Annotated in this window: 18 protein-coding genes; 10 read left to right on the top strand and 8 right to left on the bottom strand. The window is 60.6% G+C overall.

Annotation, left to right across the window (positions count from 1 at the left end; genetic code table 11):
- Positions 1–77 precede the first annotated feature (77 nt).
- The 3 genes from BM174_RS11030 to BM174_RS11020 all read left to right on the top strand — a co-directional run bounded on the left by BM174_RS11030 (position 78) and on the right by BM174_RS11020 (position 3,391).
- Positions 78–731 (top strand): protein-L-isoaspartate O-methyltransferase family protein, encoded by a 654-nt coding sequence (locus tag BM174_RS11030; RefSeq protein ID WP_093923921.1) that lies wholly within the window; start codon positions 78–80, stop codon positions 729–731.
- 59 nt (positions 732–790) lie between these two features.
- Positions 791–2,206, top strand: a complete 1,416-nt coding sequence (locus BM174_RS11025) for a TolC family outer membrane protein (RefSeq protein ID WP_093923920.1) — start codon at positions 791–793, stop codon at positions 2,204–2,206.
- 75 nt (positions 2,207–2,281) lie between these two features.
- A complete protein-coding gene (locus tag BM174_RS11020) occupies positions 2,282–3,391 on the top strand; it encodes a hypothetical protein (RefSeq protein WP_093923919.1) in 1,110 nt (369 codons plus the stop codon).
- An 81-nt stretch (positions 3,392–3,472) separates the two neighbouring features.
- Here BM174_RS11020 and BM174_RS11015 read toward each other — a convergent pair whose 3' ends face one another.
- Together BM174_RS11015 and BM174_RS11010 are read right to left on the bottom strand one after the other, a co-directional pair.
- Positions 3,473–4,930, bottom strand: a complete 1,458-nt coding sequence (locus tag BM174_RS11015) for a cobyric acid synthase (RefSeq protein WP_093923918.1) — start codon at positions 4,928–4,930, stop codon at positions 3,473–3,475.
- 180 nt (positions 4,931–5,110) lie between these two features.
- The gene (locus tag BM174_RS11010) at positions 5,111–5,431 is read right to left on the bottom strand and encodes a DUF6280 family protein (protein WP_093923917.1); all 321 of its coding nucleotides are present in this window, start codon (positions 5,429–5,431) and stop codon (positions 5,111–5,113) included.
- A gap of 218 nt (positions 5,432–5,649) precedes the next feature.
- On the opposite strand from BM174_RS11010, the gene efp reads away from it, so the two are divergent.
- On the top strand, positions 5,650–6,213 hold the full coding sequence (gene efp / locus BM174_RS11005) for an elongation factor P (RefSeq protein ID WP_093923916.1): 564 nt from the start codon (positions 5,650–5,652) through the stop codon (positions 6,211–6,213).
- Positions 6,214–6,319: 106 nt separating this feature from the next.
- On the opposite strand, the gene ygfZ is transcribed toward efp, so the two are convergent.
- Positions 6,320–7,063 (bottom strand): CAF17-like 4Fe-4S cluster assembly/insertion protein YgfZ, encoded by a 744-nt coding sequence (gene ygfZ, locus BM174_RS11000; protein ID WP_093923915.1) that lies wholly within the window; start codon positions 7,061–7,063, stop codon positions 6,320–6,322.
- A gap of 63 nt (positions 7,064–7,126) precedes the next feature.
- Between ygfZ and BM174_RS10995 the strand changes: the two genes are divergently transcribed.
- The gene (locus BM174_RS10995; protein WP_093923914.1) at positions 7,127–7,804 is read left to right on the top strand and encodes a TIGR04283 family arsenosugar biosynthesis glycosyltransferase; all 678 of its coding nucleotides are present in this window, start codon (positions 7,127–7,129) and stop codon (positions 7,802–7,804) included.
- Positions 7,805–7,892: 88 nt separating this feature from the next.
- Here BM174_RS10995 and BM174_RS10990 read toward each other — a convergent pair whose 3' ends face one another.
- Entirely contained in the window at positions 7,893–9,749 is a 1,857-nt protein-coding gene (locus BM174_RS10990; RefSeq protein ID WP_093923913.1) for an ABC transporter ATP-binding protein, read from the bottom strand.
- A gap of 143 nt (positions 9,750–9,892) precedes the next feature.
- On the opposite strand from BM174_RS10990, the gene BM174_RS10985 reads away from it, so the two are divergent.
- Positions 9,893–11,104 carry a pyridoxal-phosphate-dependent aminotransferase family protein gene (locus BM174_RS10985; RefSeq protein ID WP_093923912.1) on the top strand — a complete coding sequence of 404 codons (1,212 nt, stop codon included), beginning with the start codon at positions 9,893–9,895 and terminating at the stop codon, positions 11,102–11,104.
- Here the strand turns inward: BM174_RS10985 and BM174_RS10980 are convergent.
- Together BM174_RS10980 and BM174_RS10975 are read right to left on the bottom strand one after the other, a co-directional pair.
- The gene (locus BM174_RS10980; RefSeq protein ID WP_093923911.1) at positions 11,101–11,283 is read right to left on the bottom strand and encodes a hypothetical protein; all 183 of its coding nucleotides are present in this window, start codon (positions 11,281–11,283) and stop codon (positions 11,101–11,103) included. The two genes, BM174_RS10985 and BM174_RS10980, sit on opposite strands and share 4 nt — an antisense overlap.
- A gap of 52 nt (positions 11,284–11,335) precedes the next feature.
- Positions 11,336–12,439 (bottom strand): pyridoxal phosphate-dependent aminotransferase, encoded by a 1,104-nt coding sequence (locus tag BM174_RS10975; RefSeq protein ID WP_093924038.1) that lies wholly within the window; start codon positions 12,437–12,439, stop codon positions 11,336–11,338.
- Between the two features lie 185 nt (positions 12,440–12,624).
- Between BM174_RS10975 and BM174_RS10970 the strand changes: the two genes are divergently transcribed.
- Complete coding sequence (locus tag BM174_RS10970) at positions 12,625–13,413, top strand: crotonase/enoyl-CoA hydratase family protein (protein WP_093923910.1); 789 nt, start codon at positions 12,625–12,627, stop codon at positions 13,411–13,413.
- A gap of 60 nt (positions 13,414–13,473) precedes the next feature.
- Here the strand turns inward: BM174_RS10970 and BM174_RS10965 are convergent, their stop codons facing one another.
- Together BM174_RS10965 and BM174_RS10960 are read right to left on the bottom strand one after the other, a co-directional pair.
- The gene (locus BM174_RS10965) at positions 13,474–16,365 is read right to left on the bottom strand and encodes a valine--tRNA ligase (RefSeq protein WP_093923909.1); all 2,892 of its coding nucleotides are present in this window, start codon (positions 16,363–16,365) and stop codon (positions 13,474–13,476) included.
- 86 nt (positions 16,366–16,451) lie between these two features.
- Entirely contained in the window at positions 16,452–16,892 is a 441-nt protein-coding gene (locus tag BM174_RS10960; protein ID WP_093923908.1) for an Lrp/AsnC family transcriptional regulator, read from the bottom strand.
- A 101-nt stretch (positions 16,893–16,993) separates the two neighbouring features.
- Between BM174_RS10960 and BM174_RS10955 the strand changes: the two genes are divergently transcribed.
- From BM174_RS10955 to BM174_RS10945, 3 genes are all read left to right on the top strand, one after another.
- Positions 16,994–18,127: a type III PLP-dependent enzyme gene (locus BM174_RS10955; protein ID WP_093923907.1), complete on the top strand. Its 1,134-nt coding sequence runs from the start codon at positions 16,994–16,996 to the stop codon at positions 18,125–18,127.
- 97 nt (positions 18,128–18,224) lie between these two features.
- On the top strand, positions 18,225–20,522 hold the full coding sequence (locus BM174_RS10950) for a xanthine dehydrogenase family protein molybdopterin-binding subunit (protein ID WP_093923906.1): 2,298 nt from the start codon (positions 18,225–18,227) through the stop codon (positions 20,520–20,522).
- Positions 20,500–21,606, top strand: a complete 1,107-nt coding sequence (locus BM174_RS10945; protein WP_093923905.1) for a DUF2235 domain-containing protein — start codon at positions 20,500–20,502, stop codon at positions 21,604–21,606. Before BM174_RS10950 ends, BM174_RS10945 begins: the two co-directional genes overlap by 23 nt.
- Positions 21,607–21,630: the final 24 nt, after the last annotated feature.

The following is a 21,630-nucleotide window of genomic DNA, read 5'->3' as shown; positions in this document are numbered from 1 at the left end:
CATTGCAAGCCGTTGCTGAGCGGACAACAATGTGTCACATCTCCCGATAACAGTATCTGAACGGATGAGTTTAGCTGATGACCGATTTTACTTCCCGCCGCATTATGATGGTTGATACGCAGGTTCGCCCGTCGGATGTGACCAAATTTCCGATTATCGATGCGATGCTCAGCGTGCCCCGCGAAGACTTTGTGCCTGCTGCCCAGCGTGAGGCGGCTTATATGGGTGAAAACATCGATCTGGGTGGCGGGCGCGTCGTGTTGGAACCACGGACATTGGCAAAAATGCTCGATGCGCTGGCGATTTCCAACAAGGAACTGGTGCTCGATATCGGTTGTGGCATGGGTTACTCGACCGCTGTGATCGCCCATATGGCCGAGGCCGTGGTCGCTGTGGAAGATGACGAATCCACCGCCGTCGAGGCGCAGGAGGCGCTGGTGGCAAACGGGGCCGACAATGCTTTTGTGCATCAAGGTGCGTTGACCGAGGGTGCGGCCAAACACGGCCCTTATGACGTAATTATCCTGCAAGGCGGTGTGGCCGAGATTCCGGCCCCCTTATTGGCGCAACTCAAGGACGGCGGCCGCGTTGCTGCGCTGTTCATGCAAGGCGCGCTTGGTGAAGTACGGATCGGCCATAAGCGTGGCGAAAAGATCAGCTGGCGCATGGCTTTCAATGCCAGTGCCCCGATCTTGCCCGGGTTCGCGCAGCAGGTAGAATTTCAACTATAAGTCGGCTCTAGCGTGTCGATCGCGCTCTCGAGAACCGGCGGACACGAGGATGTGCGACAATGAACAGGCTCTTCAACTCTGGATCACGACTGGCGGCTGTTGCGATGACAGTCTGGCTGGCGGCCCCGCCGCAGGCACAGGCAGAGACTTTCGCCGATGCCTTGGTGAGCGCCTACAATACATCGGGCCTTTTAGATCAGAACCGCGCCCTATTGCGTGCCGCCGATGAAGATGTCGCTGCTGCGGGCGCTGCGCTCAAGCCAGTAATTGCTTGGTCTGGCGATATCACCAAATCCTTCGGCACCACAGGAACAGCCAGTGGCATATCCGGGATTGGGGCGGACCGGCTGTCTGCGTCCATCGCGCTCACCGCGCAACTGCTGGTCTGGGATTTTGGCGCCAGCCAATACCGGATTGAAGCGACCAAAGAGACAGTGCTGGCCACTCGCAACAATCTGATCGCGGTAGAGCAGAACATCCTGTTGCGCGCTGTCGCCTCCTATATGGGCGTGTTGCAAGCGTCGGAATTTGTCGCACTGCGCAAAAACAACGTGCGCCTGCTCACCCAGGAATTGCGCGCCGCGCGCGACCGTTTCGAAGTCGGTGAAGTCACACGCACTGACGTGGCGCTGGCCGAGGCGCAACTTGCTCAGGCCCGCAGCGGTCTCGCAGGGGCCGAAGGGGATCTATTACGGGCTGTTGAGGAGTATCGCAACGCGGTGGGCCGCAAACCTTCCAGCTTGAGCCAGCCACCACAATTGCCCAGCATTTCAAATAGCCTCGATACCGCCAAGGCGTTGGCAGTGCGGCAACATCCGGCGATTTTGGCCGCGCAGCGGCAGGTCGCTGCGGCGGACCTGCTGGTCAAAGCAGGCGAAGCGGCGATGTACCCGACGGTCTCGGTGAACGGCAGCTACGGGCTTACCGATACGTTTAATTCACAAGCCTATTCACATACCGGCAGCGTCGGTGTCTCGGTTGGGCAGACCCTCTATGGCGGTGGCTCTCTTTCCTCTGGAGTGCGCAAAGGCATGGCCCAGCGGGATGCGCAGCGCGCCAACCTGCATGTGGTCAGCAAGAACATCCAGCAAGAGGTCGGCAACGCCTATGCCAATCTCGCCTCCGCCCGCGCGGTGCTGGAAGCCAGCGACCGCCAGATCCGTGCTGCCCGTGTTGCCTTTAGTGGCGTGCGCGAAGAGGCTACCCTTGGTGCCCGTACAACGCTTGATGTGCTGGACGCAGAGCAATCCTTGCTTGATGCCGAATCTGCCCGCGTGTCGGCACGCGCCAACCTCTATGTCGCGGCCTATGCGGTGCTGGCCTCGACAGGCCAGCTGACCGCAAAGGACCTCAAGTTGCCCGTGCAACTTTATGATCCTGCTGCCTATTACAATCTGGTCAAAGACAGCCCGGCAGTGCTGTCGAAACAGGGGCAGCAACTGGACCGTGTATTGCGGGCTTTGCAAAAGGACTGACAATTTTCACGGGGGCATTGTGAGAATCTTTCCGAAACGCTATACTTGGGCCTGAGGAAAGAGTGGTATTATAACATGTCAAACCCCGTCTCAAATGCCGAGGTAGAAGATGTCCTGTCTTCGATTCGCCGATTGGTGTCCGAAGACAAGCGTCCTATGCAGACGCAAAAGCCCGCGCCGCAAAGCGATCGGTTGGTTTTGACACCGGCGCTGCGCGTGGCAGAAGCGCCATCTTCTGCCGCCCCTGCGCCCGCGCCGCCCAAGCCCGAAAATATTCTGGCGTCGAAAGCTGGCCCTGTAGAGAACGCCCGCGCGAGCGCTGCCCGCGACGACAGCACTGCGGCCTCTCGTACTCCAGATACCGCCTCTTTGCGCCTTACCCCTTCCGACGCGGTGGAGCCATCCGCTCCGCCACCGATGGAGAAGGCGTTTACCAGCCTGCGCGACAAACACCGGCCAGAAGCAAAACGCGGGATTGATCCGTCGCAGGATTACTCCGCCGACCCTTATGATTTTGCCGAAGACGACGCGCAGGATGATCACTCAGCGCCTGCCGACAATGATGGCGGCTCCTTCGATCCGTTTAATTTCGACGACGAAGCGAACGACGATAATACACCCCAAGAAACCCCGACACGGGGCCTGGATGCCCGCGCCGGATGGGATGATGCCGACGAGCTAGATGATCTTGATCAGCCCCAAGATCGGGGCGCCGAGCAGGTGACGTCGGCCACTGCACCACAAGCAAGTTCGCCGCTCAGCGCGAAAATAGCTGCGTTGGAAACCGCTATCGGCAATATCCCTGACCGTTGGGAGCCTGACGCGCTCGGTGCGGATGACTACTCCGGCACCGAAGACGCCGCGATGGCGTGGGAAGACGATATGGAGCGTGACGCCACCGGCGCATGGCTGGATCAACCCGATGTCACGGAGGATGTGGCCGCAGCGCCAGCAGCTTCCACTGCCGAACCGGCGACCCAATCTGCAAGCCCTCCGGACAACGAAGATCGCATGGGCCTCTCTGCCGACGACCAGATCATCGACGAAGAAATGCTGCGTGATCTGGTGAGCGAGATCGTCCGCGCCGAGCTACAAGGTGCCTTGGGCGAACGGATAACCCGCAATGTGCGCAAGCTGGTCCGGCGCGAAATCCACCGCGCCCTGACCGCTCAAGAGCTCGAATAGCGAACACCTCATTTCGAGTAAAAACATCCGGAGGACGGGCCAGGGGAGGGAACTCCCCCGGTCTTTCGCTCTCGCCCGAAATTAGATTTCCTCCGCAAGCTCCAGCAGAAAATCCACGTCCATGAACTGCTCAACGTGGTCGGCCAGCGCGTTCAAAGCATCTTCGACGCCGTCCTCGAACGAAAGCGCCGACTCGACACCAAAACCCGCCAGATAAGCACGGCGAAAGGCGTCAGAGCTAAAAATCCCATGCATATAGCAGCCGGATACGCGGCCATTCCTGCTCGCAGCCCCCTCTCGCAGCCCGTCAAAGCTCAGCCACGCGCCCGCGCAATCAGCGCCCGTTGTCTCACCGATGTGAATTTCGTAGCCCTCAAGCGCAGTGCCGCTGGCGGGGTGCGTGCCGGTTTTGAGCGAAAGATGCTTTAACGGCGCCATGATCGTATCGACCTCCAGATGCCCCAAGCCCTCAACCATGCCCGTCAGTCCCTCCAGCCCATCAGGATCAGACAGCGTCCGCCCGAGCATCTGGTACCCGCCGCAGATGCCGAGAACATGACCGCCGCGCCTGACGTGCGCCGCCAGATCAATGTCCCAGCCCTCCGCGCGAAACGCCGCAAGGTCGGAAATTGTCGCTTTGCTTCCCACCAAGAGCACCAGATCGGCCTCAGCGGGCAGGGGGGTTCCCGGCATAATCATCCTCAGGTCAACCCCGGGTTCGGCAGCAAGCGGATCCAGATCGTCGAAATTGGCAATCCGTGGCAGACGGGGCACAGCGATCACACAGCCCGAACCGCCCGAGCGCGACCTTGCAGGCAGGTCCATGACGTCTTCGGCCGGGAGGCGGTGCGCGCTGTCAAACCACGGGATGACACCGAGGGACGGCCAACCGGTACGGCGCGCGATGTCATCGCGGCCCTTGTCGAACAAGCTGCGATCCCCGCGAAACTTATTTACCGCAAAACCACGGATCAGGGCGTTGTCGTCTTCCTCCAGCACCGCCTGAGTGCCGACGATCTGGGCGATCACCCCGCCACGGTCGATATCTCCCATCAAGATTACCGGCACGCCAGCGGCGCGGGCAAAACCCATATTGGCGATGTCACCAGTGCGCAGATTGGTCTCGGCAGGGCTGCCAGCCCCTTCGACAATGATCAAATCGCAATCGTTTGCCAACCGCTGGAAAGATTGTAGGACAGCCGGCATCAGGGCGGCCTTATTGGCACCAAAAGCCGCCGCCTCCTGATGGCCCGCGACCTGTCCTTGCACGATCACCTGCGCGCCGGTTGCGGATTGTGGTTTTAGCAGTATCGGGTTCATATCCGTATGTGGTTCGACCCCGGCAGCGCGGGCTTGCAGTGCCTGCGCGCGGCCGATCTCACCACCATTTACAGTTACAGCAGCGTTATTTGACATATTCTGCGGCTTGAACGGCCGTACCTGCAGCCCGCGCCGTGCACAGGCCCGCAGCAAACCCGCCACGATCATCGACTTGCCGACATTGCTGCCAGTCCCTTGGATCATAATGGCTTTGGTCACAGGTGGCCCCTCAAATGTTCGAGGCGAAACTGGCGTAAATTGCGCCCAAGGAAAAGAGCCAAGGTGCCGCTTTGGCCAGTTGCTGGTACTGAAATGTGGTTCGGGAATTGCCAGACGTCAGACACAAAAAAGCGCAGCCCCCCAGGGCTGCGCTTTTTTTGTTTCGGCAGCAGTAATGGTTCAGGCGGCTTCGGCCTGCAGTGCTGCGTTGCGACGCTCGGATTCTTCGCGCGACAGGGCGACCGACGTGCGGATACCTTTGCCGACAAAATCCATCAGGCCGGTTACAACACGCTCGTTGGGATCAATGCCAGCACAGCTAAGCACTTCGCGACCATCGCGCGAGCGGGCCCAACGGGCGATCTGCTCAGGACCGTTGCCATACTTTTTGTCATCGGCGATCGCGTCGTCGAGGGCAGCCAGTACAACGGCTGCAAAAAGTTTACGGGCACGGTTGCCTTGTTCGTTATTGAAGGCGGTGCCATCAACGAAATCTTTCATCTCGTCGTCCTTTCTTATTCTTGCTCTTGTCATTTCGGCGTGAAGGCTCTTATGGCCTATCTTCTGCGATTCGGATACCGTTTTATCGCATAGCACCTATGTGACTGTTGCATGACTTGCTGCAGGTGCAGCACTAGATATCGCCTCCTTGCAGGGGGCCATCCCTCCAGATATAGAGCGCAACAACTCTTCATCAACCACACAGGTGGGTTTCATAAATGCCTAAAATTAACGGAAACGAAATTCGTCCCGGCAATGTGCTGGAGCATAACGGTGGCCTGTGGGCAGCGGTAAAGGTCGATCACGTGAAGCCCGGAAAGGGCGGCGCCTTTGCCCAAGTCGAGATGCGCAACCTGCGCAACGGCTCCAAATTGAATGAGCGCTTCCGCTCGGCGGATAAGGTCGAAAAGATCCGCCTTGAGCAGAAAGATCAGCAATTTCTGTATGAAGACAGTGGCATGCTGGTGGTGATGGACACGGACACCTACGAACAGGTCCAGCTTCCTGCCGAGCTTTTGGGCGACCGTCGTCCGTTTTTGCAAGACGGCATGATGATCGTTGTCGAGTATCACAATGACGAAGCGCTGAACGCGTCACTGCCGCAAAAAGTCACCTGCAAGATCATCGAGACCGAGCCGGTTGTGAAGGGGCAGACTGCTGCCAACTCTTTCAAACCCGCGCTGCTTGATTGTGGCGTGCGCGTCTCGGTGCCGCCGTTCGTCGGTCAGGACGAGGACATCATCGTGAATACAGAGACCTTCGAATACGTTGAACGCGCCTAAACGTTCCGTAACGTCACTTCGACCCGAAATTGGCCCCGCGGTTGCTGCGGGGCCTTTTTCGTTAAAATGCCGTATAGATTCGCTGCCCTATCGGGCTTGATCATACTTAGGGCGACCACGTCACCTTGGCAGTTTCGGCCTGCATCGGTCCCGCCGCGCGGTCGAACCGCAGGTAGGCGAGGGCTTGGTCGCCTGCCTGCGTCAGTAAAGTCCCCGCCGCTTTGCCCTCTGCGGTTATCTCGGTGCCCACAGGCGCTTCTCCGTCCATTGCAACGCGCGCCAGTCCTTTGCGCAGGGTCGTCTTGTGCTTCATACGCGCAGTGACCTCTTGCCCGACATAACAGCCCTTGCGGAAATCGACCCCGTTGAGCCGTTCAAACCCGACTTCGAGCGGGAATGTATCGGGGGTCAGTTCGATGCCCGTTTCCGGTACGATATGCGCCACACGCAAGGCATCCCAATTGGTGGTATCCGCTGTGCTGTCCTGCGGCGTGTCGCGCAGCGCCCGCCAGCCCATGCCATCGGTGCGCGGATCTGCAAAGCCGTCCTCGGGGACCGGCCCGGTGCCCCGGTGCAGATGCAGGTCTGTGTCGGCGATCTCGACTTTGGCGCGGAGCTTGTACATGCTCAGCCGCTGCTTGAGCATATCACCCAGCGCGGCAGCGACATCGATCAGGATGCCATCGGGCGCGGGCACTACAAAGAAATCGGCCAGATACTTGCCCTGCGGCGTCAACAAGGCGGCATAGATCGGCCCCTGCGCCAGTTTCGCCATATCGTTGGTGATGAGGCCTTGCAGGAATTCCTCGCTATCGGCGCCAGAGACTTTGAGAATGCGGCGATCGGTCATAATATGTCCTTTCAGATCTGGCCATGACATATAGCCTCACAAGGCACATCAAAAGAGGCAACCATGCGCGCACCGGTCTCAGTGGTTATTCCGACGCTCAACGCGTCAGCTGGTCTGCCCGCCTGTCTGGCCGCTTTGATGGAGGGGGTCGACGCAGGCTTGATCCGCGAGGTGATCATCAGTGACGGCGGGTCCACCGACGCCACAGGCGCAATAGCACAAGCGTGGGGCGCCGAGTGGGTCGAAGGCCCAGCCTCACGCGGGGCGCAAATCGGGCGCGGTTGTGTGGCGGCGCAGGGCGATTGGTTGCTGGTGCTGCATGCAGACACCGTACTGGGGGCAGGGTGGAGCGAAGCTGTGGCGGCACACTTGGGTGCCCCGAAAGCCGCGTGGTTCCGCCTGAGGTTTGATCGCGGCGGCGTGCCTGCGCGGCTGGTAGCAGGCTGGGCCAATTTGCGCAGCCGCTTGGGGTTGCCCTACGGGGATCAGGGTCTGCTGATATCGGCGCAGATGCTCGACGGGTTGGGGGGATATCCCGATCTGCCTTTGATGGAAGACGTCACGCTGGCGCGGGCGCTGCGCGGACAGATGACCGCGCTCGACGCGGTAGCGGTGACCTCGGCAGAAAAGTATCGACAGCAAGGCTGGGTCGGGCGCAGCGGGCGTAACCTGTGGCTGCTGACGCGCTATTTCATCGGTGCATCGCCCGACGTACTGGCCCGAAAATACCGCAAGCGCTGATCCAACGGACGCGCAAGGCGCGACGCTATTTTGATTGGTTCTGTGCGGCGGGTCTGCGTCTATTCAAATCGCCGTTCAGCAGGAAGCATCAGCCAAACAGTCTTTCGCTAATGCGTTGCAACAGGTTTGGTTGGGCGGCGGCTTCGCTGCGTTCCTTGGCGCGCAGGGCGCGGATGCCACGGCTGTCGGTGACGGTCTTGCCGTCCTGAAACTGCAGACGGTAAAGATCGGCATAGATACCGCCACGGGCGAGCAATTCCTCATGTGTGCCTTCATCCATCACACGGCCACGGTCCATCACGACGATCTTGTGGGCGCTGCGGATCGTCGCCAGACGGTGGGCGATGACGATGGTGGTGCGGCCCTCGGACAGACGGTCAAGCGCGTCCTGCACCACCTGCTCCGATTGGGCATCCAAGGCGCTGGTGGCCTCGTCCAGCAACAGGATCGGGGTGTCGCGCAGCAGGGCGCGGGCAATCACCACGCGCTGGCGTTGTCCTCCCGACAGGGCCGAGCCGCGCGGCCCGACACGGGTCTCAAGCCCGTTCTCAAGGTTGGGCAGAAAGTCCGCGACATGGGCGGCTTTCAACACCCGGTCAAGCTCGGCTTCGGTGACATCAGTCCGACCCAGCACGATATTCTCGCGTAGGGTTTCGTCAAATAGCAGCGCCTCTTGGGTTACGACCGAAAACAAGCCGCGCAGTTTGGCGATGGTTAAATCACGGGTGGAGATGCCGCCGATGGTCACATCGCCCGCTTGCGGGTCGATCAAGCGGGTCAGCAGGTTAAATATCGTCGATTTGCCCGCACCCGAGGCGCCGACGAGGGCGGTGGTTTCGCCGGTCTTGGCGGTCAGGCTCAAGCCCTCCAGGACCTTGGCATCGCCGTAGGAAAGCTCAATATCCTTCAAGACGATATCCGTCGAGGCGAGGGGCGTGGTTACGGGGGTCTTGGGATCTTTCAGCTTCACCGGAGCATCCATGAGATCCTTGATCCGCTCAAGCGCTGCGGCGGCCATCTGCCACAAGCCACTGACCCCGCCAAGGCGGCGCAGCGGGCTGAAGGTAAAGCCCATCGCGGTGAAAAAGGTCATGAACTCGCCGATGGTTTTGTCGCCCGAGATAATCTCGGAACCGCCATAAAGGATAACGGCCCCGAACCCGAGGCCCGACATAATATCGATCATACCGGGCAGCGCGGAGTTGCCAAAGGCGGCGCGGACCTCGGTGCGCACAAAAATGCGGGTCAGATCGCGGTATTGGCGGGTTTGATAGGCCTCCAGCGCGTTGAGCTTGATCTGGACGATGCCATGGAACACTTCGTCAAGCCGTGTGGCCAGACTGGCACCCAGATCGCGGGCCTCGCGTGAACGGGCGCGCACAAATCGTTGCGCCAGCGCTGCGGGGAGCACCATGGCGGGCACCCCGACGCAGGCCAGAAGCGCCCAAATGGGGTCAATCGAAATCGCAACACCCAATAGCACGATAAGCCCGATGAAATCGCGCCCCGCGCCGGTGATTACGGCCCGCCAGACATCGCCGACCGCATTCACGTCCGATTGCACGCGCTGGATCAGAAAACCCGGGGGGTGCGATTGGTGGAACGCGCCATCCTGCCGCATCATCCGGTCGAGCAGGTCAAGCCGCATGTCCGCCGCCGTGCGCTGCGCGATCCGGGTCAGCAAGACTTTCTGCGCGACGCCCGCTACTGCCCGCAGCACGAAAATCCCGACCAGTACCAGCCCGACGGTGATCAGCGCATCCTCGTTGCCCGCGACAAACACCTTGTCGAACATCGGCTCCATCAGCCGCGCGAGCGCGCCCAACGTGCTGCCTTCGATGATCATAAAGAACACCGCGACGGCCATCAGCCCTACGTGTTTTTTAAGGTAGTCGCGCCACAGCCAGCCTAGCAGCTGTTTCGAAGTATAGGTTTGGTCGGTCATATGTCGGCCATGGTCCTTTTGGCAGCGCTTGGATTTGGTGTAAGGAAACCGGAGGTTCAGGGCAAGCGGGGCGGCGCATGATGCTGTGTTGACGCAGGCGCAAGGCTGGATAATGTGCACGAAACATTGATCAGAGGCACATCATGACCCAATCCCCCATTCTGGCACAGGGCCGGCCCTATCTCGCGATTCCCGGCCCCTCGGTGATGCCCGATGCCGTGCTGAGCGCGATGCACCGCGCCGCGCCCAATATCTATTCGGGCGAATTGGTCGACATGATGCCCGCCCTGATGACCGATCTGCGCCGCGTCGCCCGCACCGAGCACCATGTCGCGATGTATATCGGCAACGGTCACGCGGCATGGGAAGCGGCGCTGAGCAATATCCTGAATGTCGGCGACAAGGTCTTGGTCCCTGCGACGGGGCGGTTTGGCATCGGTTGGGGCGAAATGGCCACCGGCCTTGGCGCGGATGTCGAAGTGCTCGACTTTGGCCTTTCGGCACCGATGGACATGGACCGGATTGCCGAGCGGCTGCGCGAAGATCGCGATCACAGCATCAAGGCGGTACTTGGCGTGCATGTTGATACCTCGACCTCGGTGCGCAACGATATCGCCTCCCTGCGGAAAGTACTCGATGCGGCGGAACATCCTGCGCTGCTGATGGCCGATTGCATCGCGTCGCTAGGCTGTGACACCTTCGAGATGGATGCATGGGGCGTCGATGTCATGGTGACTGCCTGCCAAAAGGGGCTGATGGTCCCACCCGGCTTGGGCTTTGTGTTTTTCAACGACAAGGCCGAGGCCGCGCGCGCAAAGGTAGCGCGGGTCAGCCGCTATTGGGATTGGTCGCCGCGCGCGCACCCGCAGGAGTTCTATCAATATCACGGTGGCACCGCGCCGACCCATCACATCTACGGTCTGCGGGCATCGCTCGATATGATCCACGCCGAAGGGATCGAGGCGGTCTGGCAACGCCATGCGGTACTGGCCCGTGCGGTCTGGGCGGCATGTGATGCGTGGTCACAACGTGGCAGTTTTGCGATGAATATCGCCGACCCCGCTTATCGCAGCCACGCCGTCACCGCGTTGCGGCTTCAGGCCCCGATGGCAACCGAATTGCGCAATTGGGTCGAGAAGAACCTCGGGCTGACCTTGGGCATCGGTCTAGGTATGGCCGCCCCAACCGATCCGGCCCGTGACGGCTTTTTCCGGCTCGGGCATATGGGGCATGTGAACGGGCAGATGATCATGGGGCTGCTCGGCGGGCTTGAGGCGGGGATGACCGCGCTTGGCGTTGAGCATGGCACCGGCGCACTGGACGCTGCGGCAAAAGTCATCTCTGGCACCGCCTAACGGGTCCTCACGTCGATCCGGTCAATAAGTTTGTGAACGATCCAGCCGGCCAATCCGGCTGCGATCAATCCCCAGATTGCCCAGACCAGAAACAGCATCCAGACAAGATTAACGCCAAACATCGCGATGCAGGCAGGCGTATAGTCAGGCGCGACGTTTTGGCGGTGCGGGCCAAACATCCGGTCTCTCAGAAATCGATCGAGCTTGAATGTAGTGCTGCCGGTTCGGTCGTCAGCTTTTTATCGCGTCGCTGAGTGCGGCGGGCAAAGCCGCGGCGAAGGCATCGAGCTGTTCTGTGGTGCCGCAACTGATCCGGATGCAGCGGTTTTGCGGCGCGACAAATGGCATCCTCACAAAGATGCCCCGCGCCAGCAACCCGTCCAGCACAGCTTTGGCAAATGCACCATCGCGCCCGCAATCGACCGCCACGAAATTCGCCGCCGAGGGAAGCGGCACCAGCCCGTTGTTGCGCGCAATTTGCGCTATCCGGTCACGCGCATCCGCGACCTGATGCTGCACATGGCCCAGCCAGCCCTGGTCGCCCAGAGCGGCCAGAGCGCCAGCTTGCGCCGATCGGTTCATGCCGAAATGGTTGCGCACTTTATGAAAGGCGGTGATCAGTTCTGGCGCGCCGATGGCATAGCCGACCCGCGCCCCCGCCAAACCGTAGGCTTTGGAGAAAGTCCGCAGCCGGATCAGGCGCGGATCATCCAGTGGCACTTCTGGTGAGGTGCCCGCCGGCGCGGTCTCGATATAGGCTTCGTCCAGCACCAGCAGCGTGCCTTGCGGTAAATGCGCCAATGCAGCAGTCAGTGCAGCGCCTTCATGCCAGCTGCCCATCGGGTTGTCGGGATTGGCGAGATAGACCAGTTTTGCATCCACCTCCGCCGCCTTGGCAAACAGCGCCAGCGGGTCTTCGTGATCTGCGCTATAGGGCACTTTGTGCAGCACGCCACCGAAGCCTGCGACATGATAGTTGAACGTCGGATAAGCCCCGTCAGAGGTCACGACCGCGTCGCCATCGCCAACAAATAACCGCACCAGATAGCTCAACAGCCCGTCGATGCCTTCGCCAACGACAATATGCTCCATGGACACACCCAGTCGCTGGGCCAAAGCTTGGCGCAGCTCAAAACTCTCCGGATCGCCATACATCCAGTGGTCAGCCTGCGCGATAGCCTCGATCGCGGCGGGCGAGGGGCCAAAGACATTCTCGTTCGCGCCCAACCGCGCAACAAAGCCGCGCCCCTGCGCACGCTCCTGCGTTTCGGGGCCGACAAAGGGCACCGTGGCGGGTAAGGATTGGGCAAGCGGGGTGAGGCGATATTCTGTCATGCCGGAGTGATAGGACCACATCTGCGCTGCGGCAAGAGCCTAGATAACACCGTTTGGTCAAGATCATCGCGTGAGGGGGCGGTAGGGCGAGGCATCCTCGCTGGCTGCCGAACTGCCGTGACGTAGCACTGGTCTGACCCGCGCTTTTGCAGTGTTATACGAGCAACCCAGCAGGAGACTTCGCAATGGCCCGCCTCACCATCACCTACGAAAACCACATCGCCCATGTCCGCCTCACCCGCGCTGACAAAATGAACGCGGTGGACCAGCAAATGATCGATGCCATCATCGCCGCCGGAAACGAGGTCGCAGCTTCCGACGCCCGCGTTGTCGTCCTTTCTGGGGAGGGGAAATCCTTCTGCGCTGGCATCGATATCACCAGCCTGTCCGGCATGATCGGCAAGGATCCATCAGACCTGCTGATGCCCCGCACTCACGGCGAAGGCACCACCAATCAATGGCAAGAGGTCGCGATGGTCTGGACCCGCGTCGGCGTGCCCGTCATCACGGCGCTGCACGGCGCGGTCTATGGTGCGGGGCTGCAACTCGCACTCGGCGCAGACATCCGGATCGCAGCGCCTGATACCAAAATGGCCGTGATGGAAATGAAATGGGGCATTGTGCCCGACATGGGCGGTATGGTGCTGCTGCCACGACTGGTGCGCAGCGATGTGTTGCGCCGCTTGACCTACACAGCCGAGACGATCCCCGCCGAACAAGCCGAGCGCTGGGGCCTGATCACCGAAATCGCCGCCGATCCGCTGGCCACTGCCATGGCGCTCGCCGCCACCATTGCAGGCAAAAGTCCCTCAGCGATCCGCGCCGCAAAACAGCTCATCGCACTGGCTGAAGTAGAAGACCAAACCACGGTCCTCAACGCAGAATCCCGCATCCAAGCCGATCTCATTGGCAAACCGCATCAAATGGAAGTTATCGCCGCCGAATTCGGCAAACGCCCCGCCGTCTTCGACTGAAAATATCATGGGCGCCGACGAGGGGGCAAAGCCCCCTCGTTATTATCGGGCGAATATCGCCTATTCCATCTCGGCCAATCGCGCCAAGGCCGCATCAAGCTGCGCCGCCTCATCTAGCCGCGCCTCCAGATTGGCTTGCGCCTCGGCAACAACCTCTTCGGGAGCCGACGCGGCAAATTTGGGGTTGTTCAACCGCCCCTGCAATCCGCCGATCTCCTTGCCCAGTTTGTCCCGCGACTTCTGCAAGCGCGATTTCTCTTCGGCAATGTCGATAATTCCGGCCAGCGGCAGGCCAAAGCTCGCCCCCGGAGCGGGGATCGACACGGTGCCCTTGGGGAAAACATCTGCTTTCTCAAGGCTTTCAACCCGCGCCAGCCGTTTGATCATCGTCTCGTTGCGGTCCCAAGCTGCTTGTCCGGCCGCATCCAGTTCGGTCACAATCATTGGCACTTGCAAGCCCGCAGGCACGTGCATCTGCGCGCGGGCCGAGCGGATCGCCTCGATCAAACCAATCACCCAGTTCATCTCGCGGTCGGCTTCAGCATCCAGCAGATCGGCGGTCGCATAGGCTGGCCATTCGGCATGCACCAGCATCGCGTCGCGGCTGGCAGTGGTTTTCCACAGCTCTTCCGTGATGAACGGCATGATCGGGTGCAACATGATAAGGCACTGATCCAAGACCCATTTCATCGTCTGGCGCGTCTCTTCCGCTTCGGGCGCGTCGTCTTGCAACAGCGGCTTGCTGAGCTCGACATACCAGTCGCAAACCTTGCCCCAGACAAAGGCATAAAGCGCGTTCGCGGCATCGTTGAAGCGGTAGTTTCCAAGCGCGCTGTCCAGATCCTCGCGGATGCGCGCCGTCTCACCGACAATCCATTTGTTCAGTGTCGCCTGCGGGGCGGGCATGGTGCTGGCGGTGCCATCAAAGACGCCATTCATCTCGGCAAAGCGGTGCGCGTTCCACAGCTTGGTGCCGAAGTTGCGATAGCCCGCGATCCGCGCGGTCGAGAGCTTCAGGTCGCGGCCCATCGCCGCCATCGAGGTTAGCGTAAAGCGCACCGCATCGGCGCCGTATTCGTCGATCAGCTCCAGCGGGTCCATCACATTGCCGAGCGATTTCGACATCTTCTTGCCCTTCTCGTCGCGCACCAGCGCGTGGACATAGACGGTGTCAAAGGGCCGCTCGCCGACCACGGCGTATTGCATCATCATCATCCGCGCGACCCAGAAGAAGATGATGTCAAAGCCGGTGATCAGCACCGAGGTCGGGAAGTATTTCTGCAGAGCATCGGTGTTTTCCGGCCAGCCCAGCGTCCCGATTGGCCAAAGGCCGGAGGAGAACCAGGTGTCGAGCACATCGGGGTCACGGCGCAGCACTTTGCCGGGAGCCATCGCTTGCGCTTCGGCCTCGGTCGCGGCGCAATATTCCTTGCCGTCGTCATCGAACCAAACCGGGATCTGGTGCCCCCACCACAATTGGCGCGAGATACACCAAGGCTCGATATTCTCCAGCCAATGGAAATAGACCTTCTTGTCCTGCTCGGGCAGGATCGTGACCTCGCCCGAACGCACCGCATCAATGGCGGGGCCGACGATCTTGGCGGTGTCGACGAACCACTGATCGGTCAGCATCGGCTCGATCACCACTTTGGAGCGGTCACCGAAAGGCTGCATGATCTTCTTGTTTTCAACGAAGGGCACGTCGTCGGTGGCAAAACACATGCCGTCGCCACTGTCATCGACCGGACCTGCGACCATCACGGCCAGCCCTTCCGCGGTGATTTCCGCGACGATCTTCTTGCGCGCCTCGAACCGGTCCAGCCCGCGATAGGCGTCGGGTACCAGATTGATCTCGGTCGCGTCTTGCGGTGCGGGTTCGCGGCCCTCGGCGATGGCTTGGGCGCGGGCGGCAGCCTTATCATAGGGCAGCCCGTCGCTGCGCATCGCGCCGCGGGTGTCCATCAATGCATAAAGCGGGATGTTGTTGCGGGTCGCGACGCCGTAGTCGTTAAAGTCATGCGCGCCAGTGATCTTCACCGCGCCGGAGCCGAAATTCTTGTCCGGATATTCGTCAGTGATGATCGGGATCAACCGGCGCTGTGCTTTCGGGCCAACCGGAATTTCGCAGAGTTTTCCAACGATTGAGGCGTAACGTTCATCTGTTGGGTGCACCGCAACCGCGCCGTCGCCCAGCATGGTTTCGGGCCGTGTTGTCGCGATGGCGATATAGTCGCGCTCTTCGCTGAGGATGACATTGCCGTCTTCGTCTTTCTCGACGTAGGTATATGTCGCTCCCCCCGCGAGCGGGTATTTAAAGTGCCACATATGGCCGTCAACTTCGGTGCTTTCGACTTCGAGGTCCGAGATCGCAGTCTCGAAATGCGGGTCCCAGTTGACCAATCGCTTGCCGCGATAGATCAGGCCCTTGTTGTACATCTCGACAAAGACCTTGATGACCGCATCGTGGAAATTGCCTTCTTCACCCTCGGGCGCGTTTGGCGCGCCGGACATGGTGAAGGCGTTGCGCGACCAGTCACAAGAGGCGCCAAGGCGCTTTAGCTGGTCGATGATCGTGTCGCCGGACTGCTGCTTCCACTTCCAGATTTCGGCGGTGAACTCATCGCGGTCCCATTCGCGGCGTGGCGGTTTGCCTTCAGCGGCAAGTTTGCGCTCCACCACCATCTGGGTTGCAATGCCCGCGTGGTCCTGGCCTGGCTGCCACAACGTGTCAAAGCCGCGCATCCGGTGCCAACGGATCAGGATATCCTGCAGGGTGTTGTTAAACGCATGGCCCATGTGCAGCACGCCGGTCACGTTCGGCGGCGGGATCATGATCGAGAATGTCTCGGCGCGCTTGGCGTTGGCGCCTGCCTTAAATGCCCCCGCGTCTTCCCAAGCGGTATAAAGCCGGCTTTCGGCTGCGGCGGCGTCAAATGTCTTTTCGAGGGCCATGGTGATCCATCCTGTCTGCGTCAGGTGCTGATCTAACGAAGGTTCGCGCAAAGGAAAAGGGCAGCACGAAAAGCAAGGGAGCGGGATCAGCCGCGCCGATCCAGCTTGGTGCTGAGGTGGATCAGGCTTTCGGAGCTTTTGACACCGCGTGTATCTACGATCCGGTCAAGGGTTTCATCCAGCTCTTGCGTGGTGCGTGCGGCGATTTCGATCAGAAAATCAAAGCGCCCCGAGGTGGTATGCACCACCAGCACGCCCGAGAGCTGCCGCATTCGCGCCAAGACCGCAGGCGCGCTGCGCGGCTCGATGCTCACCAATGCGGTGGCCCGCAGCGGCGCTTTGGCCGAGGCGCCGAGGATCGCGGTATAGCCGACAATCGCGCCACTACGCTCCAACCGGTCCAGCCGTGCCTGCACCGTTGTGCGCGCTAGGCCCAGATGGCGCGCCAGATCGGCAATTGACTGACGCGCATTTGCCTGAAGCGCTTGGACCAGTTGGCGGTCAGTTTCGTCAATTTGTAGGGTCATATCGCCTAAATGCCTAAAGTTTCCGACATTATGGGCGCTTTGATTGATGAGATCGACAGGTATTTGGCGTTTTCTGTAAGAAAGTAACATGCGAGGCGACGATGCAGCATACCATTCCGATGAACCGCACCATCAGCGACCACCTGATGCGACACCGGCCCGACGCGCCGGTCCTCTATTTTGCGCCTTCGGTGCTTCAGGCCACGGCCCGCAGTTTCATCGACGGGTTTGACGGTTTGGTGACTTATGCGGTCAAGGCCAATGACCGGCCCGAAGTGCTCTCCAACCTTGTGACAGCGGGGATCACTGCATTCGACGTCGCTTCGCCCGCCGAGATGCTTGCTGTGCGTGCCGCAGATGCGACGGCGGTCCTGCACTATAACAATCCGGTCCGCTCAACGGAGGAGATCGCCGCAGGGATCACGGCTGGAGTGGCAAGCTGGTCGGTGGACGACAGTGACGCGCTGCGCAAGCTTGACGCTGTGCCGCGCAGCGCTGAGGTCGCCGTGCGTTTTGCCTTGCCCGTCAAGGGCGCGGCCTATGATTTCGGGGCTAAGTTTGGTGCGACACCGCAGAACGCGGCGGTGCTTTTGCGCGAAGTGGCGCGGATGGGGTTCGTCCCCAGTCTGTGCTTCCACCCTGGTACCCAGTGCGAAGACCCGCGCGCTTGGGCCAGTTATCTGATCGAAGCGTCGCGGATTGCGGCGATTGCGGGTGTGCAGCCGGCACGCATTAACATCGGCGGCGGGTTCGCCGCAGATCGCGGGTTGGGCGCGCCCGATCATGAAGCGGTTTTCAATGCCGTCAAAGCCGCAAAGCTGTCTGCCTTTGGCGCGGCAGGGCCCAAGCTGCTTTGCGAACCCGGTCGGGCGATGGTCGCAGCCTCTTGCGTATTGGCGGCCCGTATCAAAGCCGTGCGTGCGGCAGGTCAGACTGTGTTTTTGAATGATGGCATTTATGGCGGCTTGGTAGACATCCGCGATATGGGCCTGCCCGGTCCAGTGCGGGTACTGGGGCCGAAAGGCCCGCGCCGCAGCACGGCAACCCCGCGTGTCGTGTTTGGCCCGACTTGCGATTCGCTCGACCGTTTGCCAGACGGGTTAATGTTATCGCAAGATGCGGAGGAGGGCGACTATGTGCTTTTCGGCGGCATGGGCGCCTATTCAATTGCGATGAGCACCAAGTTCAACGGCTACGGGCTGCACCAGATCGAAATGGTCTCTGAGCTTTCCTGAGAACACACGGCCCTTTCCAGCCCTCGCGGGCTGGACACCACCTTGCGGAACGCTACTGTCAGCTTCGACAGATTAAGCGTGGCAAGGGCAGAGCAGCATGGAAAAATTCGGGAAAAGCCAATCGGTTAAACGGACCGAGGATGTGAGGTTCCTGACCGGTGAGGGGCGCTATGTCGATGATATTGCACCGCGTGATGCCCTGCACGGCTTTTTCTTTCGCGCGCCTGCCGCCCATGGCGTAATCACAGAGTTGGACGTATCCGACGCCGCCGAGGCTGAAGGCGTGCATCTGGTGCTGACCTGCGCCGACCTTGAAGCCGCTGGTGTGAATATCTCGATGGCGGGGGCCGTGTTGGAAAACCGCGATGGTACCCGCGCAGCCAAGCCGCTGCGCCCGATGCTCGCCAAGGGTAAGGTCCGCTATGTCGGGGAGCCGGTCGCGCTGATCGTCGCGGAAACGCTGGACCAAGCCCGCGATGCCGCCGAGCTGATCATGTTCGAGGCCGATGACTTGCCCGCCAAAGTAGATGTGATGGCGGGCGGCGAGACCTTGCATGATGAGGCGCCGGATAACCGCGCCTTTGATTGGGGGCTGGGAGATGAAGCAGCCACCGACGCGGCTTTTGAGACGGCGGCGCGCACCGTCTCGCTCCAAATAGATGATAACCGCGTGATCGTGAATCCGATGGAGCCGCGCGGCTGCTATGCCGAATGGGACGGCACGCGGATGCATGTCGCCAACAACGGGCAGGGTGTGTGGATTCACAAGGACAACTTGGTCAAAGCCTTCGGGCTTGAGGCCGAGAATGTGCGGGTCACCAACCCCGATGTGGGCGGTGGTTTCGGCATGAAGGCGATGGCGCACCCCGAGTATTTCTCTGTCGCGCAGGCCGCGCGTGCCTTGGGTCGTCCCGTGCGTTGGATGGCCGAACGGACTGAAAGCATGTTGAGCGATAATGGCGGGCGTGACCTGACTTCCCTCGCGGAGTTTGCCTTTGACGCGAACAACAAGATCACCGCCTATCGCGTGCATACCCGCTGCAACCTTGGGGCCTATAACTCGCAGTTCGGCCAGCCGATCCAGACCAAGCTGTTTTCGCGGGTTCTGATGGGCGTCTATGATGTGCAGACCACTTATTTGCGGGTGGAGGGGTTTTACACCAACACCGTGCAGACCGATGCCTACCGCGGCGCTGGCCGCCCTGAGGCGATTTATGTGTTAGAGCGTCTGATGGACCGCGCCGCGCGTGAGTTGGGTATCGATCCGATGGAATTGCGGCGCATCAACTTTATCAAGCCTGACCAGTTTCCCTATATCTCCGCCACTGACGAAACCTATGATGTGGGCGAGTTTGACCGTTTGCTGACCCGTGCCGCCCGGGAGGCCGACAATAAGGGCTTTGCCGTGCGCAAAGCGGCGGATGCCAAACGCGGCCTGCTGCGCGGGCAGGGGATCTGTTACTATATCGAAAGTATTTTGGGCGATCCTTCCGAAGGGGCCAAGGTGGTCTTTGAACAGGATGGCACCGTGACGATCTATGTGGGCACACAGAGCAACGGGCAGGGGCATGAGACTGTTTACGCACAGTTTTTGAGCGACCAGACTGGCATTCCGGCAAGCCAGATAAACGTGGTGCAGGGCGATTCTGATTTGATCGCCCAAGGCGGCGGTACAGGCGGATCGCGCTCGGTCACAACACAAAACACGGCAACACTGGCAACGGTGGCCAAGCTGACGGAAGTTTTCAGCGCGTTTTTGGCCGAAGAGCATGGTGTGGCAGCCAGCGCCGTCAACTTTGATGATGAGCGGTTCCGCGTGGAGGGCACCAACGCGACGCCAACGATGCTAGAAGTCGCCGAAATGGCCCGAGAAAAGGGCCGCGATGATTTGCTCACCCATCACGAACGCGCAACGCTGCCGGGGCGTAGTTTCCCCAATGGCTGTCATATTGCCGAGGTTGTGGTGGACGCGGCAACCGGTGTTGTCACCACCGAAACATACACGGTCGTTGACGATTTTGGTAACCTTATCAACCCGATGCTGGCCGAAGGTCAGGTGCATGGCGGGATTGTTCAAGGGATCGGCCAAGCGGTGCAGGAGCGTGTGGTTTACGACGAAGACGGGCAGTTGTTGACGGCCTCGTTTATGGATTATTCGCTGCCCCGTGCCGCTGATGTGCCAAACTTTGCTTTCCATTCTGAACCTGTGCCCTCGACGGCAAATATCATGGGCATGAAGGGCTGTGGTGAGGCGGGCACCGTTGGGGCTTTGGCGGCGATCTCCAACGCCGTGCAGGACGCGTTGTGGGAGCATGGGGTGCGGCAGGCTGATATGCCATTCACCCCGCATCGGGTATGGGAGTTGTTGAACGGTGCCAAACACGCGGCAGAATAAGAGCCTGCTCGGCCGCCTGTTCGGGCGGATCTGGCGCAGACCCGCGACTGATTTCGGACCGCGGCGGGGTGCGGTTACGCATCTGGTTATTCTGGACGGCACCATGTCTTCGCTTGAGCCCGGCGGCGAAACCAACGCCGGCATCGCCTATAAACTCGCTCGCGAGATGGGCAGCGCCCTTTCGATCTACTATGAGCCGGGTTTGCAATGGCGCACGTGGCGCTCGGCCCGCGATATCGCGACAGGCAGGGGCATCAACCGTCAAATCCGGCGTGCCTACGGCTATCTCGCCTCGCGTTACCGGCCCGGCGATCGGATCTTTCTGATGGGCTATTCGCGCGGTGCCTATGCGGTGCGCAGCCTTGCCGGTGTGATCGATTTGATGGGCCTGCTGCGTGCCGATGTTGCGACCGAGCGGAACGTGCGGGATATCTACCGCTACTACGAGCATGGCTCGGAAAGTGATGCGGCGCAGACGTTTCGGATGGCAAATTGTCACCAGCGGATTGAGATCGAGATGATTGGCGTCTGGGATACTGTCAAATCGCTGGGTTTGAATGCCCCGATGCTATGGCGGCTTTCTGAACAGGCCCATTCCTTCCACAACCACGATATCAGCACGATCGTCAAAAACGGATTTCACGCCTTGGCCATTGACGAAACCCGCGAAGCCTATGCGCCGGTGATGTGGTCTTCGGATGACGCTTTCACCGGACGGCTTGAGCAGGTCTGGTTTGCGGGAACACACGGCGACATCGGCGGGCAGCTTGGCGGGTTTGAACCCGCCCGCCCGCTGGCCAATATCGCGCTGGTCTGGATGCTGGGCTGCGCCGAAGAAGTCGGCTTGCCGCTGCCGAGCGGATGGCGAGACAGGTTTGTGCAAGACCCGCATGCGCCCTCGCAAGGGACATGGCGCGGCTATGGCAAGATTTTCATGACACGGCGCCGGCGCGTGATCGGCGCCGACAGGTCAGAGCGGATGCACGAGACGGTGGCCCCGCGTCAGAATGCAGCGGCAAAAACCGGCTTTCTGCGCAGAATTCAGGCGATGCCTGCGCAAACAGGCCAATCCACTGGCGCGTAAGGCTGTCTGGCGGCGATCAGCCCC

The organism is Sulfitobacter brevis (genome assembly GCF_900112755.1).
GTDB classification, from domain to species: Bacteria; Pseudomonadota; Alphaproteobacteria; order Rhodobacterales; family Rhodobacteraceae; genus Sulfitobacter; species Sulfitobacter brevis.
This window is presented reverse-complemented; position numbering and strand designations above follow the sequence as displayed.

Excerpts from the sequence above, each read along its gene's own strand:
- BM174_RS10985 (WP_093923912.1), top strand. The coding sequence starts at position 9,893 with ATGACCCAATCCCCCATTCTGGCACAGGGCCGGCCCTATCTCGCGATT.
- ygfZ (WP_093923915.1), bottom strand. The coding sequence starts at position 7,063 with ATGACCGATCGCCGCATTCTCAAAGTCTCTGGCGCCGATAGCGAGGAA.
- BM174_RS10980 (WP_093923911.1), bottom strand. The coding sequence starts at position 11,283 with ATGTTTGGCCCGCACCGCCAAAACGTCGCGCCTGACTATACGCCTGCC.
- BM174_RS10965 (WP_093923909.1), bottom strand. The coding sequence starts at position 16,365 with ATGGCCCTCGAAAAGACATTTGACGCCGCCGCAGCCGAAAGCCGGCTT.
- BM174_RS10990 (WP_093923913.1), bottom strand. The coding sequence starts at position 9,749 with ATGACCGACCAAACCTATACTTCGAAACAGCTGCTAGGCTGGCTGTGG.
- BM174_RS11030 (WP_093923921.1), top strand. The coding sequence starts at position 78 with ATGACCGATTTTACTTCCCGCCGCATTATGATGGTTGATACGCAGGTT.
- BM174_RS10975 (WP_093924038.1), bottom strand. The coding sequence starts at position 12,439 with ATGACAGAATATCGCCTCACCCCGCTTGCCCAATCCTTACCCGCCACG.
- BM174_RS10960 (WP_093923908.1), bottom strand. The coding sequence starts at position 16,892 with ATGACCCTACAAATTGACGAAACTGACCGCCAACTGGTCCAAGCGCTT.
- BM174_RS11010 (WP_093923917.1), bottom strand. The coding sequence starts at position 5,431 with ATGAAAGATTTCGTTGATGGCACCGCCTTCAATAACGAACAAGGCAAC.
- BM174_RS10995 (WP_093923914.1), top strand. The coding sequence starts at position 7,127 with ATGCGCGCACCGGTCTCAGTGGTTATTCCGACGCTCAACGCGTCAGCT.
- BM174_RS10970 (WP_093923910.1), top strand. The coding sequence starts at position 12,625 with ATGGCCCGCCTCACCATCACCTACGAAAACCACATCGCCCATGTCCGC.
- BM174_RS10950 (WP_093923906.1), top strand. The coding sequence starts at position 18,225 with ATGGAAAAATTCGGGAAAAGCCAATCGGTTAAACGGACCGAGGATGTG.
- efp (WP_093923916.1), top strand. The coding sequence starts at position 5,650 with ATGCCTAAAATTAACGGAAACGAAATTCGTCCCGGCAATGTGCTGGAG.
- BM174_RS10955 (WP_093923907.1), top strand. The coding sequence starts at position 16,994 with ATGCAGCATACCATTCCGATGAACCGCACCATCAGCGACCACCTGATG.
- BM174_RS11020 (WP_093923919.1), top strand. The coding sequence starts at position 2,282 with ATGTCAAACCCCGTCTCAAATGCCGAGGTAGAAGATGTCCTGTCTTCG.
- BM174_RS11025 (WP_093923920.1), top strand. The coding sequence starts at position 791 with ATGAACAGGCTCTTCAACTCTGGATCACGACTGGCGGCTGTTGCGATG.